Source organism: Chelativorans xinjiangensis, from assembly GCF_009812055.1.
GTDB classification, from domain to species: Bacteria; Pseudomonadota; Alphaproteobacteria; order Rhizobiales; family Rhizobiaceae; genus Chelativorans; species Chelativorans xinjiangense.
Genome location: NZ_WQNH01000088.1, coordinates 1 through 13,669 on the forward strand (window position 1 = coordinate 1; position 13,669 = coordinate 13,669).

Annotated in this window: 12 protein-coding genes and 1 tRNA gene; 12 read left to right on the forward strand and 1 reads right to left on the reverse strand. The window is 62.9% G+C overall.

The window, feature by feature from the left end:
* Nucleotides 1–208: 208 nt before the first annotated feature.
* The 12 genes from betI (at nucleotide 209) to GM910_RS26250 (ending at nucleotide 12,715) form a co-directional block, all read left to right on the forward strand.
* The gene (gene betI / locus GM910_RS26195; protein ID WP_159593727.1) at nucleotides 209–796 is read left to right on the forward strand and encodes a transcriptional regulator BetI; all 588 of its coding nucleotides are present in this window, start codon (nucleotides 209–211) and stop codon (nucleotides 794–796) included.
* A complete protein-coding gene (gene betA / locus GM910_RS26200) occupies nucleotides 789–2,441 on the forward strand; it encodes a choline dehydrogenase (protein WP_159593729.1) in 1,653 nt (550 codons plus the stop codon). Before betI ends, betA begins: the two co-directional genes overlap by 8 nt.
* Nucleotides 2,442–2,457: 16 nt before the next feature.
* Nucleotides 2,458–3,921 carry a betaine-aldehyde dehydrogenase gene (gene betB, locus GM910_RS26205; RefSeq protein WP_159593731.1) on the forward strand — a complete coding sequence of 488 codons (1,464 nt, stop codon included), beginning with the start codon at nucleotides 2,458–2,460 and terminating at the stop codon, nucleotides 3,919–3,921.
* A gap of 58 nt (nucleotides 3,922–3,979) precedes the next feature.
* Nucleotides 3,980–4,056 (forward strand) — tRNA-Pro (locus GM910_RS26210).
* Nucleotides 4,057–5,219: 1,163 nt separating this feature from the next.
* Entirely contained in the window at nucleotides 5,220–5,525 is a 306-nt protein-coding gene (locus GM910_RS26215; RefSeq protein ID WP_246226379.1) for a GYD domain-containing protein, read from the forward strand.
* A gap of 86 nt (nucleotides 5,526–5,611) precedes the next feature.
* Complete coding sequence (locus tag GM910_RS26220; RefSeq protein WP_246226381.1) at nucleotides 5,612–6,709, forward strand: CapA family protein; 1,098 nt, start codon at nucleotides 5,612–5,614, stop codon at nucleotides 6,707–6,709.
* A gap of 415 nt (nucleotides 6,710–7,124) precedes the next feature.
* Nucleotides 7,125–7,679: a Spy/CpxP family protein refolding chaperone gene (locus GM910_RS26225; RefSeq protein ID WP_159593737.1), complete on the forward strand. Its 555-nt coding sequence runs from the start codon at nucleotides 7,125–7,127 to the stop codon at nucleotides 7,677–7,679.
* Between the two features lie 98 nt (nucleotides 7,680–7,777).
* Entirely contained in the window at nucleotides 7,778–7,915 is a 138-nt protein-coding gene (locus GM910_RS26230) for a hypothetical protein (RefSeq protein ID WP_159593739.1), read from the forward strand.
* An 82-nt stretch (nucleotides 7,916–7,997) separates the two neighbouring features.
* Nucleotides 7,998–10,628, forward strand: a complete 2,631-nt coding sequence (locus tag GM910_RS26235) for a cation-translocating P-type ATPase (RefSeq protein ID WP_159593741.1) — start codon at nucleotides 7,998–8,000, stop codon at nucleotides 10,626–10,628.
* A gap of 291 nt (nucleotides 10,629–10,919) precedes the next feature.
* The gene (locus GM910_RS26240; RefSeq protein ID WP_159593743.1) at nucleotides 10,920–11,450 is read left to right on the forward strand and encodes an Hsp20/alpha crystallin family protein; all 531 of its coding nucleotides are present in this window, start codon (nucleotides 10,920–10,922) and stop codon (nucleotides 11,448–11,450) included.
* Nucleotides 11,451–11,585: 135 nt separating this feature from the next.
* Nucleotides 11,586–12,272, forward strand: a complete 687-nt coding sequence (locus GM910_RS26245; RefSeq protein ID WP_159593745.1) for a phosphoribosyltransferase — start codon at nucleotides 11,586–11,588, stop codon at nucleotides 12,270–12,272.
* Nucleotides 12,269–12,715 carry a pyridoxamine 5'-phosphate oxidase family protein gene (locus tag GM910_RS26250; RefSeq protein WP_343033016.1) on the forward strand — a complete coding sequence of 149 codons (447 nt, stop codon included), beginning with the start codon at nucleotides 12,269–12,271 and terminating at the stop codon, nucleotides 12,713–12,715. The genes GM910_RS26245 and GM910_RS26250 overlap by 4 nt, the downstream gene beginning before the upstream one ends.
* A gap of 12 nt (nucleotides 12,716–12,727) precedes the next feature.
* Here the strand turns inward: GM910_RS26250 and GM910_RS26255 are convergent, their stop codons facing one another.
* A complete protein-coding gene (locus GM910_RS26255) occupies nucleotides 12,728–13,498 on the reverse strand; it encodes an SDR family oxidoreductase (protein ID WP_159593747.1) in 771 nt (256 codons plus the stop codon).
* Between the last annotated feature and the right edge of the window lie 171 nt (nucleotides 13,499–13,669).

The following is a 13,669-nucleotide window of genomic DNA, read 5'->3' on the forward strand; positions in this document are numbered from 1 at the left end:
CGACAAGCCAATCGCCAGTAAAATGCGCCGCGCAAACTGGAATAGAGACTTCTTCCATGAGCTCTTTACTCATATGCGATAGCCCTGCGGTTGTGGGGGAGATGTCCGGCAGGACAGAGGGGGCGCGAAGGGGCACCGGCATGCCCGCTCTTCATGCACCTTAATATTTTTCTTGATTGATGACTCAATCAAAAATAAACTGCCCCTCATGCCCAAGATCGGAATGGAACCCCTGCGCCGGCGGGCGCTCATCGACGCCGCCATCCATGCCATCGGCGAGCGCGGCTCGCTGGACGTCACCATGTCGGAGATCGCTGGCCGCGCCGGCGTCTCGGCGGCCCTTGCACACCACTATTTCGGCGCCAAGGAAGACCTGCTCTTCGCAACCATGCGCCATATCCTGGCCGAACTCGGGCGCGACCTGAGCCAGGCGGTTGAGGGATGCGCCGGCCTCACCCGCGTGCGCGCCATCATCGCCGTGAACTTTTCGCAAAAGCAGTTCCGGCCGGAGATCATCGCCGCCTGGCTCGCCTTCTATGTGGAGGCGCAGCGTGCGCCAGCGCTCAGGCGCCTTTTGCGCGTCTATGCGCGGCGGCTCCACTCCAACCTGGTCTTCGCGCTCACGCCCCTTCTGCCGCGCTCGGAAGCCGAGCGCACGGCCGAGGGCATTGCCGCGCTCATCGACGGGCTCTACATCCGCCGCGCCCTCAAGGACGGCCCGCCGGACGCGACGTCGGCCATCGCCCTGGTGGAGGACTATGTGACGCTGAGGCTTGGAGGGCGGCACCATGCTTGAGGCCGACTACGTCGTCGTCGGCGCGGGCTCCGCCGGCTCCGCGCTCGCCTACCGCCTGTCGGAGGGCGGCAAACATTCGGTGATCGTCATCGAGCACGGTGGCAGCGATTTCGGCCCCTTCATCCAGATGCCGGCTGCCCTCTCCTTCCCCATGAACATGGCCCGATACGATTGGGGCTTTCGCACCGAGCCCGAACCGCATCTCGCCGACCGCTCCCTCGCCACCCCGCGCGGCAAGGTCGTCGGTGGTTCCTCCTCCATCAACGGCATGGTCTATGTGCGCGGCCATGCCCGTGACTTCGACCACTGGGCCGAAGCCGGCGCCAAGGGCTGGGCCTTCGCGGACGTCCTGCCCTATTTCAAGCGCATGGAGAACACGAAGGACGGCGAGGACGGCTGGCGCGGCACCGATGGGCCGCTGCACGTGCAGCGCGGCCCGCGGCTCAATCCGCTCTACCAGACTTTTGTCGAAGCCGGCCGCGAAGCGGGCTTCGAATTGACCGAAGACTACAACGGCGCCAAGCAGGAAGGCTTCGGGCCGATGGAGCAGACGATCCATCGCGGCCGCCGCTGGTCCGCGGCCAACGCCTATCTGAAGCCGGCGCTCAAGCGGCAAAACCTGAGTCTTGTCAGAGGCTTCGCGCGGCGCATTGTGATAGAGAATCAACGCGCCGTCGGCGTGGAGATCGAAGTTGAGAAAGTGATTCAAGTTGTTAAAGCACAACTTGAAGTTGTCATTGCCGCCTCGGCGATCAACTCGCCGAAACTGCTCAAGCTGTCGGGCATCGGACCGGCCAAGGAACTCGCCCGCAACGGCATCAGAGTCGTCGCCGACCGGCCGGGCGTCGGCCAGAACCTGCAGGACCATCTGGAGCTCTATATCCAGCAGGAGTGCGTCAAACCGATCACGCTCTATTCGAAGCTCGGTCTCTTCTCCAAAGCGCTGATCGGCGCCGAATGGCTCCTTTTCAAAACCGGGCTCGGCGCCTCCAACCATTTCGAGGCGGCGGCTTTCGTGCGCTCGCGCGCCGGCGTCGACTATCCCGACATCCAGTACCACTTCCTGCCCGCCGCGATCCGTTACGACGGCAAGGCTGCGGCCGAGGTGCACGGCTTCCAGGCCCATGTCGGGCCCATGCGCTCGAAGTCGCGCGGCTCGGTCACCCTGGCCTCACCTGATCCCCGGCAGGCGCCGAAGATCCGTTTCAACTACATGGCGCACGAGGAAGACTGGGCCGACTTCCGCCACTGCATCCGGCTCACACGCGAAATCTTCGCCCAGGACGCCTTCGCGCCCTATCGCGGACAGGAGATCTCGCCGGGCGGGCACGTCACGTCCGACGAGGCTCTGAATGATTTCATCCGCGAGCACGTGGAAAGCGCCTACCACCCCTGCGGCACCTGCCGCATGGGCGACAGGGGCGATCCGATGAGTGTCGTCGATCCGGAACTGAAGGTGATCGGCGTGGAGGGCCTCAGAGTGGCCGATTCCTCCATCTTCCCGCGCATCACAAACGGCAACCTCAACGCGCCCTCGATCATGGTGGGCGAAAAGGCTGCCGATCATATCCTCAGCAAGCCCCTCCTGCCGCCGTCGAACCAACAGCCGTGGATCAACCCGCGCTGGCAGGTTTCCGACCGCTAACCCCGTGGAGAAGAATATGCGCGCCCAGCCAAAGGCCTCGCACTACATCAACGGCGACTTCGCCGAGGATACGCGAGGCGCAAGCCTCGAGGTCATCTATCCCGCGACGGCCGAGACAATCGCCCGGCTGCATCTGGCGACGCCCAATGTCATCGAGCTGGCGGTGGAGTCCGCACGCGCAGCCCAAGCTTCCTGGGCGCGGCTGAAGCCCATGGAGCGCGGGCGAATCCTGAGAAAGGCGGCAGATATCCTGCGCGCCCGCAACGCCGAGCTGGCGCGGCTCGAGACGCTGGATACCGGAAAGGCCATCCAGGAGACGCTGGTTGCCGACGCGGCTTCCGCCGCCGACGCACTGGAGTTCTTCGGTTGCGCCGTCGCCGCCCACAACGGGGAGCATATCGAGCTCGGCGGCCCCTTCGGCTACACGCGGCGCGAGCCGCTCGGCGTCACCGTCGGTATCGGCGCCTGGAACTATCCCATCCAGATCGCCGCATGGAAGGCCGCCCCGGCGCTCGCCGCTGGTAACGCCATGGTCTTCAAGCCGTCGGAGAACACCCCGCTTTCCGCCCTGGCGCTCGCGGAGATCCTCACCGAGGCCGGCCTGCCCGACGGCCTCTTCAACGTCGTGCAGGGGGCGGGCGAAGTGGGCGCGCAACTGGTCGGCCATCCAGCGGTAGCGAAGGTCTCTCTCACCGGCTCCGTCGCCACCGGCAAGAAGGTGATGGCGCTTGCCGGCAGCCAGATGAAGCACGGCACCATGGAGCTTGGCGGCAAGTCGCCCATCATCGTCTTCGACGATGCGGATGTGGAAAACGCGGTCGGCGGCGCCATGCTCGGCAATTTCTATTCCGCCGGCCAGATCTGCTCCAACGGCACCCGCGTCTTCCTGCAGAAAGGCATCTACGACCGCTTCCTCGACCGGCTGAGCGAACGCACGCGCGCCATCCGACTGGGAGACCCGCTCGATCCCGACACGCATCTCGGCCCGCTCGTCTCTGCCGAACAGCGCGAGCGCGTCTTGTCCTACATAACGCTCGGCCAGGAGGAAGGCGCGCATCTGCACCTCGGCGGCGGCGCTCCCAGCCTGCAGGGCTTCGAGACGGGTTTCTTTGTCGAACCCACCATCTTCACCAAGGTGCGCGACGACATGCGCATCGCCCGCGAAGAAATCTTCGGGCCGGTGATGTGCGTCTTCTCCTTCGACACGGAGGAGGAAGCCATCGCGCGTGCCAACGACACGGAGTTCGGGCTGGCCGCCGGCGTCTTCACGAGTGACATGGCGCGCGCTCACCGCGTGGTCGGCCAGTTGCAGGCGGGAAGCTGCTGGATCAACGCCTACAACCTGACGCCAGTGGAGCTTCCCTTCGGCGGTTTCAAGAGTTCCGGCATCGGCCGGGAGAACGCCCTTGCAGCGCTCGACCACTATTCCCAGATCAAGGCGGTCTACGTGGAAACCGGAAATGTCGAAAGCCCCTATTGAGGGCACGGTTTCAGCTTGCGAAGGAGCGGCGTGCCCGTTATAAGCCGCCGTCGGGTCACGGAGTGTAGCGCAGCCTGGTAGCGCACCTCGTTCGGGACGAGGGGGTCGCAGGTTCGAATCCTGCCACTCCGACCAGACTTTTCAAGGACTTAACCGCACCTCCAAAAATCCACGGCAACGATTACAGCAACGAAACACGTTGCCGCCTCCCTACCCTGCCGCGTGTAAACGCATCGCCAACCTCGCCTGATGGTCTGGGTGATGGTTTCCGTAAGTGTCTTCAAGCGTTTCGAGGGTCATGTAGCGCGCAATTTCACCTGACGGTAATCGCACTGTCGGAATGTTTTTCGATGCAAGCCGCGTTGGCGACTTACCGGGCCAGGCAACGCAGGAGCTGAAAGCCGGCGCCGGGCCACAAGCCGAGCGCACGGTGGTGTTGACGCGGTATTTGTGAGGCAGTCCCGCCGAGACGGTGTATGGTCGCGTCGAAGCCGCCTGCACGCCCACTAGTTGCACCACGTGCCGGTTGATCGAGGAGCGCGGAACGTCCGGTTTCTTCGGAAACGTTGAGACCAGCCCGAAAGCCATTGCAGACGGTAAGATTGTCGGGGAATGCTGCCGCGCTGCGGTGAACTATACCTACACAACCGGTTTCACCAAGATCAATCTCAAGGACTTTGAGATCCAGGGCCAGTTAGGGCAATCGGGGCAAGGTTCGGTCGCGCTAGGCATTCGCGGGTAGTCGCTGCGGAGCCAAGAGCGGCGATTATTCCAGCAAACCGTTTTCGACGACATAGGCGCGGCCTGCGCCGGTCAGCGTCCAGTAGATGTGGCCGTAGGCGAGGTTTCCGCCGTAACTCTCGGCGAGCCCACGCGCAGACAATCGGTCCAGACCGATATTTGACGACGCCGATCTCGACACCCAATCTGCGCGCAAGTTGCCGGACCTCGTGGCCGCGGATCGATTCATCGAAAGGCGCTGCCTGCCGGTCGCCGCCGCCCTGGAACAACAGAACCAGAAGGTGCTTGTCCGCGTCCTCCATGTCGTCGGCCGATGTTGCCGGGAACTGCGCTCTAAGCTCGCCATTCTCTCCCCATGATCTGGATCAAAACCTCAAACGAGGCCCGATCACATCAAACGCACTTTGACCGCGGCTTCGCTGAGGACGGCGCCTCACAAGTTCGATGTCGATGTGCCGACGCAACGTTTGACACTGCTCAAAGTCACGGACGCCAGTGCCACACTATTCTGTTTCGAAACACACACAGAAGAATGAGCAGGCATGGCAACCTTCATAATGCTGACACGCCTCAGCCATGAGGCAATGCAATCGCCGAGATCCCTCGAAAACCTGAGCCATCAGATTGCGGAGCATGTCCGTCGCGAATGTCCTCACGTCCATTGGCAGGCGAACTACGTCATCCTTGGCCCAGCGGACTATCTCGACATTTTCACGGCGCCCGACAACGCCACCGCGACAAAGGTCGCCACGATTATTCGTACGTTTGGGCACGCCACGACAGAGATCTGGGCTGCCACGGAATGGAAGCAGTTCGTTAAACTTATCAGGGAACTGCCGCCATCGCTTGTCGCGAGCAGTTGATCAGGTGTTGATAGGATGCGATGGCTGCAGCAAGCATCCCAATCGAGCGCTCGTGCTCCCGGGGGTACGAACGTGGTATGCCGATCATGAGACTTTTCTTCTGCGGCGACGTAATGATCGGCCGGGGCATCGATCAGATCCTGCCGCATCCGGGCGACCCCGTTCTCTACGAATCCTATGTCCGTTCGGCGCGCGACTACGTGGCTCTCGCCGAGCAGGTTTCGGGCCCGATCTCCTGCCCGGTCACGTTCGACTATATCTGGGGCGACGCCGTGGCGGAGATCGACCGTCGGAGCCCCGATCTGCGGATCATAAATCTTGAGACCAGCGTCACGGCGGACGGCAGGCCGGACGCCAAGGGCATTCACTACCGCATACATCCGGACAATATCGGCTGCATCACGGCGGCGAAGATCGATTGCTGTGTGCTCGCCAATAATCACGTGGCGGATTGGGGCATGGGCGGTCTGGCGGACACGGTCATCTACCTTGCCGAGGCCGGAATCGCAAGCGTCGGCGCAGGCAGCGATGCGCAAGCAGCCGGGCAGCCAGCAATCCTTTACAGCAAGCAAGGCCGCCGCGTGCTCGTCTTCGCCTTTGCGTGTCTCTCATCCGGCGTTCCCGTCCATTGGGCGGCGGGCGCAGGCCGACCTGGGGTCAACCTCCTGCCGGATCTCGGCGAAGACACCGTCAAACGCGTGATAGACCGCATCGGCAAATGGCGTCGTGCCGGCGACTTCGTGGTCGTATCGATCCATTGGGGGCCAAACTGGGGTTACGAGATACCCGAAAGCCATCGCCGCTTCGCCCATAGGCTTGTCGAGGAGGCGGAAACCGACCTCATCCATGGCCATTCGTCCCACCACCCGATAGGCATTGAGATCTACCGAAGCAGGCCGATCTTCTACGGCTGTGGCGACTTCATCAACGACTATGAGGGCATCCACGGTCACGAAGCCTTTAGACCTGACCTGGTGCTTGCCTATTTCGCAGACCATGATGATGAAAGTCGCGGGCTCAACTTTCTGGAAATGGTACCGTTTCAGGCGCGCAGGCTCCGTCTTAACCGCGCGACACATGCAGACGCTTCTTGGCTTGCCGAAGTGCTGGATCGGGAAAGCCGCCCCGGCCATTGTATTGAGGTAGCCGAAGGAGGTGTCCTACGGCTACGTTGGACGGCGTAAGATCGAGTGAGCGTTCCGATGAGGATGGCTCTGAGACGATCAAGCCTCCTTCTCGGATTGCTTCCCGAGATCGATCAGGCCCGCAGCGAATATCCTACAAGCCTCGAACTTTTGCTCAAGGTCGCTCGAATATCGCGGCGAGCCCGTCTGTCATGTTTCACTGGCGCGATGGGTCTTCAATCTATTGGTTCTCGTCCGCTCGGCCGTCTTTGGGAGATCCGAAGCTTTCGGCAAAGATGCTGCGGGCAAATTCCTCCTTCAGTGTGTTGGGTTTCGCCTGATTCCTACAGGGATGCGGCCTCGCTTGACGCTGATCAAAGACGCGCGGCCATAGGCATGTTCGGCTTACGCAACTTAAACAGAAGGTGCGGGCATCTCCATCGAGCGCGCTGCGCCTTTCGAACAGGAGGCAGGCATGTCGAGATCATGGATTGGCGTTACACTAGCTACCGTCGCACTCACTGCGGCGATGAATGTGCCGGCTGTGGCGACGGATGAAGAGCGCGGTTGGTGGCCCCGCTGGGGTTGGGGCATGGAGCGCATGATGGGCAGCGAGTGGACCCCCGGCATGATGGGGTGGTGGCGGTCGGACGGAATGCTCGACCGAGTGGACGGACGGCTCGCCTACATGAAGACGGAGCTCAAGATCACGCCCGAACAGACCGCAGCGTGGGATACATTTGCCACCGTCGTGAAGGCTTCAGCCGAAGTACACAACGACATGATGCGCTCCATGGCTGAGCAGTTCGACGATGGAAAGATATTCGACAAGGCGCTGCCCGAACGGCTCTCATGGCAGATTTCGCAGATGGAAACGCGGCTCGAGCAGATGAAATCGGTCCAGAGTGTGGCAGCTGATCTCTATGCTGCCCTCACGGATGAGCAGAGAGCTGTTGCCGACGATATCGTATTGCCGATGATGGGCATGGGAATGGGTCGCAGCCAAGGCCACCAGATGATGCGCTGGTAGGGACGCTGGAGATGGGGAGCAGAAATACCACGCGCCCGCCGGACAAGGGGCACGGTAAGGTTGCGCATGGCAGGATGGGCCCACGACCGGAGTTGGCGGTGGCAGTGCTTGCAGATCTCGGTCTGTCCGACGAGCGGATAGGCCGATATTTCCGCCTCCCTCCCGAAAAGATCATCGCGATACGGCTGCAGCGCGTCCTGCCGACAGTACAGGCGCACGAGATACCGCCGGGATAGAGATCGGCACGCTGCAGACAACCTCCGACATCCTAGAACGAGGTCAAGCTCAGGCAGCCGCAGCGGGGATATCGAAGTCCACATGAACATAAGCGACGCCTCGTTGGAGCAATTCACCGGTCTGAGCGAAGCGGAGGCGGCCGCCCGGCTTGCCCGCTTCGGCCGTAACACACTGCCGGAGCCGCAGTCGCCGTCGCTGCTTGTGGTCTTCCTGCGGCAGTTCCTGAGCCCGCTGATTTATATCCTGCTGGCGGCGGCCCTTATCTCGCTGGCTCTGAGTGATTTGAGCGATGCTCTCTTCATCGGCGCCGTCCTCCTCGTCAACGGCATCATCGGTGCGGCCCAGGAATATTCGGCCGGGCGCGCGGCGGCGGCGCTACGTCAGTACGAGGTGCCGCATGCGCACGTCGTACGCGACGGCGCCGCGCGCAGCGTCGACGCCCGGGACTTGGTGCCTGGCGACCTCGTACTACTGGAGGCCGGAGAGCGCGTCTCGGCCGACATCCGGCTCCTTGAGGCGATCGACCTGAAGGTGGACGAGTCGCTTCTGACCGGCGAATCGGCGGCGGTGACGAAGAGCACGACCGCGGTCGACCCGCTCACCTCACATGTCTTTGCGGGAACACTCATCACGCGTGGCCGAGGCCGCGGCCTCGTCTCTGCGACGGGACACAAGACCGAACTCGGCCGCATCGCCGGTGAAATCGGCAAGCAATCGATATCGCAGCCACCGCTGATGATCCGCCTTGAGCATTTCTCACGCATGATCGCCGTAAGCGTCGGCGTTTCGGTCGTGCTACTGCTCGCCGTCGGCATGTTGCGCGACATGCCCTTCCACACGCTCTTTCTCATGGCGGTGGGGCTTGCGGTCGCTGCCATCCCCGAGGGCCTGCCTGTCGCCATCTCGGTGGCGCTCGCCATCGGCATGCGGCGCATGGCGGCCGTCCACGTCATCGTGCGCAACATGCCGGCAGTGGAATCGCTCGGCTCCTGCACCATGATCGCCACCGACAAGACGGGCACATTGACGCTCAACGAGCTAACCGTCACCGATATCTGCCTGCCGGAGGGTGCAAGATTCATATTCGAAACAGGCGAGGACCTCGAAGCCTGTACCATCCGCAGCGCTCATCCCGGCAACCTCGACGCGCGGGCGCGCGTCTCCGCGCTGCTGAAGGCGGCCAGCCTTCCCAATGAAGCGCGCCTGTCATGGGACGTAAACGGCTGGAAGGGGCTCGGCGACACGGTCGATGTGGCCCTGCTCGCGGCCGCCCGCAAGGCCGGGATCAAGCATGAGGATGTGCAGGAGACATACCCGCTTGTCGCGCGCATCCCCTATGAGTCCGACATCCGCTACGCCGCTTCCTTCCACCGCCGCGGCAAGGGCGTGCGCATCTTCGTCAAGGGCGCGCCGGAAACACTGATCGCCATGGCCGCGCGCATGGATGCAGGCGGCAATACGGTGCCGATCGACCCTCAAACGCTGCTTGCCCAGAAGGAGGAAATGGCAGCCCGTGGCCTGCGGGTGCTTGCCTTCGCCGAAGGCACGGCCGCGGAAGAGGGTGACGGTAAATACGGCCACACCCATCTGGTAGACCTCGTCTTCCTCGGCATGGCGGGCATGCAGGACCCGATCCGCCCGGAAGCACCGCAGGCCATTGCCGACTGCCGCGCCGCGGGCGTGGATGTGGCGATGGTGACGGGCGACGATCCGCGAACCGCCGCCGCTATCGCCGCGCAGGCGGGTTTGCAGTTCGACGATGATCAGGTGGTGACGGGCGAGGACGTGCGCCTGGCGGAAGAGGCGGGCGAAGAAGCGCTCGACCGCCTGACGCGCAGAGCTCGCATCTATGCGCGCGTCGACCCTGCACAGAAGCTTTCGATCGTCATGTCGCTGGCGCGCGGCGGACATTTCGTGGCGGTCACCGGCGATGGCGTGAACGACGCCCCCGCCCTCACCCACGCCCATGTCGGCGTCGCTATGGGGCGCAAGGGCACGGACGTCGCCCGCGAAAGTGCCGACATCGTGCTCACCGACGACAATTTTGCCTCCATCGTCGCCGGCATCCGCGAGGGGCGCGTCGCTTACGCCAATATCCGCAAGGTGGTCTTCATGCTGGTGTCGACGGGAGCGGCGGAAGTCGCTCTGTTCCTGCTGGCGATTCCGCTCGGCCTGCCCATGCCGCTCCTGCCGGTGCAGCTTCTGTGGCTGAACCTCGTCACCAACGGCATCCAGGACATCGCGTTGGCGACGGAAAGGGCTGAGGGTGACGAGCTCGCCTACCCGCCCCGCAAGCCAGGCGAGCCGATCTTCGACCGGGTCATGATCCGCCGCGTCCTGCATTCGACCGCCGTCATGGGACTCGGCGGTTTCGCACTTTTCTGGTGGTTGCTTGAGGGAGGCACCGATCCCGAGACGGCGCGCAACCTGCTGCTCCTCCTCTTTGTGCTGTTCGAGAACTTCCAGACCTTTAACAGCCGCTCCGAACACCACTCGATCTTCCGCCGGGGCTTCCTGTCCAACCGCTTCCTGATCCTGGGCGTGATCGCCGCGCAGGCACTGCATATCGGTGCCATGTACATGCCGGGGTTGAGCGACACGCTGGCCCTTGCTCCTGTGAGCCTCGCCGAATGGGCCTGGCTGCTGCTTGCCGCCTCCACACTGCTCGCGGTCATGGAGTTCGAGAAGTGGTGGGACAAACGTCGCCGCTGAGCGCTCTGCGCAACCTGTCCCAAGGCTCGTCGGCTTGCGAATGACATTTCTTGATCCGTATCAATGATGCCGCCGGTACAAAGGGCTTTGATGGGAACCTCTTCGGGCAAAGCCTGGACGGCAGGGTGCCGGTCAAGCCGCTTCAGGGCAAAGGCCGACGATGCATCCGCCGACGACGATACCCGAAGGACGACCCGTTCCCCTGCGGCCCAACGCTCTCGTGGAAAGCCTTGAGGCGGATGAGGCGGGGAGCGGCACCCAGAGCTGTCAACCTATGAAGGAGAGCAAGCCATGGCCGAGGCCGCTACCAAACTGCCGGTGAAGACCGAGAAGAAATCAGCGAGGACCAAACGGGAACTCTGGTCCCCCTTCGAAACCCTGCATCGCGAGGTTGATCGTCTGTTCGACAACTTCCATCCGTTCGGCTGGCGGCGATCGCCCCGTCCGTCCCTGTTCGACCTGGAGTTCGACTGGCCGCGCGTGGCAACATGGGAGATCGCGCCGGCGATGGATCTGGCCGAGAAGGACGGTGCCTACGAAATCAGCGCCGAATTGCCGGGGCTCGATGAAAAGAACATCGAGATCAAGCTGTCCAACGGCACGCTGACGATCAAGGGCGAGAAGACCGAGGAAGAGCGCGAGAAGGAATATTACCTGTCGGAGCGCCGCTACGGCTCCTTCCACCGCAGCTTCCGCGTTCCCGAGGGTGTCGACACCAACAAGATCGACGCCAGGTTTGCGAAGGGCGTGCTGACCGTGACGTTGCCCAAATCGGCGGAAGCAAAGAAGAACGAGAAGAAGATCAGCGTGAAGGCGGCGTGAACGATCGCGGTTGCCGCGGGGCATGGTGACAGGAACCGGAGGCAAGCCGGCGAGGCTTGCTTCGCTGGCATTAGGCTTGTCGCCGCAAGGGCTCCATCGGGCAGACCGCAAGACCGCCGGCCATCGGATGCGACGATGTTCCGTGACAGACAGGAAGCAGGCCGCGCACTCGCGAGCGAATTGGCGAAGCACAAGCTGCACGAGCCCGTCATCCTTGCGCTGCCTCGCGGCGGTGTCCCGGTGGCGGCTGAAATCGCCGATGCCCTCCATGCGCCGCTCGATCTGGTGATCGTGCGCAAGGTGGGCGCGCCGGGAAATCCTGAACTGGCGGCCGCCGCGATCGTCGACGGCGATCCTCCGTATGTGGTTCTGAACCGCGATGTGGTGGAGGCGCTAGGGCTGGACGAGGAAGAGCTTGAGGCACTGATCGAGAGCGAGCGTCCTGAGCTTGAGCGCCGGCGCATGGCCTATCTCGGAAATCGTCAGCGCATCCCCGTAACCGGGAAGACCGTAATTCTCGTCGATGACGGTGCTGCCACCGGCGCCAGCATGAAGGTGGCCGTGCGCGCGATCAGGAACCTTGCTCCCCGTGAGATCGTGATCGCTCTGCCGGTCGCCCCTCTCGAAACGGTCCACATGCTTTCGCACGAGGCGGATCAGGTCGTGTGCATCGACCGGCCGCTTTATTTCCGCGCCCTTGGCGACCACTATCTCGACTTCCGACAGCTTGCGGACGAAGAGGTTGTTGCCGCGCTTCAGCTTACCGCCGCGGATGGCGAAGTTGGTCGCGTGCGCGGGGAAGGAAAAGGAGACGGTCCGTGATCATCCGCAGCTTGACCGAAGCCGAATGCGCCAAGCTTCTCGGCAAGAACCGTCTCGGTCGTCTCGCCTGCGCCAGTGAAGGACAGCCCTATGTCGTGCCGATCTACTATGCCTATGGAGATCATTCTCTCTACGCATTCTCCCTGCCCGGCAGGAAAATCGACTTCATGCGGGCCAACCCGCTGGTTTCCATTCTGGTCGAAGCGAAGCAGGCGTACGGCTGGCGCAGCGTCGTTGCCGACGGCCGCTATGAGGACCTGCCCGACGAGATCGGTCACAAGCGCGAGCGCGACCATGCGTGGCTGCTGCTGAGCAAGCATGCGGACTGGTGGGAGCCGGGTTCCCTCAAACCCATTCTTCCCGTGTCCACATACGCACGGGAAGTCTTCTTCCCATCACCATCGACCGAATGTCCGGACGGGAAGCCAGGGAATAGCCAATAGCCGAACGCAATCCTATTGTGCCACGAATCCGCCGTCGATCGGGATGTTCGCGCCGGTCACGAAAGACGCGCGGTCGGAGCACAGCCACACGATAAGTTCGGCGACTTCCTCCGGTGTGCCGATGCGGCCGATGGGATGCAGCGGGTCCATCATCTCCCGGGTTGTTATCTCGCCACCGGTCGACTGCTCAGCCAGCGAATCCAGCATACGCGTGTCGATCCCGCCGGGGCAGATCGCATTCACCCGGATGCCCTGCTTGCCGTATTCCAGCGCCGCATTCTTTGTCAGTCCGTTGACCCCGTGCTTGGAAGCGACATAGGGGGCAAGACCCGGAAAGCCGATCAGGCCGGCCACCGAGGCGAGATTGACGATCGCGCCGCCGCCGTCCTTCAGCATCTGCCTGATCTCGGCCTGCAGGCACAGGAAGGTGCCGCGTAGATTGACGGCGATGATACGGTCGAAATTGTCGAGCGGCTGCTCGATGAAGGGCACGATTTTGCCCTCGATGCCGGCGTTGTTGCAGGCGCAATCGAGCCGGCCGAAGGACTCCACGGCCTTGGCGATCAGCGCGTCGACCTCGTCAGAGACAGCAACATCGGCCTTGATGAAAACCGCCTTACCATCCTGCTTTTCGATCATGGCGACGGTCTCCTCGCCGCCCTCGGCATTAACGTCTGAGACCACGACCTTCGCGCCTTCGGCGGCGAACTTCACGGCGGTGGCACGCCCGATGCCCGCGCCCGAACCCGTTACCAGGGCAGTTTTGCCAGACACCATGCCCATTGCCGATCTCCATCGTTCTGTTGGCCGGGAGAAAACTAGCAAAGCCGGTCGGTGCCAGATTTGACCGATGTCAATCGGACGATGCCGCGCAGCTCAGATTCGAGCCGCCGCTTTTGGGCGCCGTGCGGAAATCGGCCTCAGGCGCACTTCGACCTTGTGCATCTTGCCGTC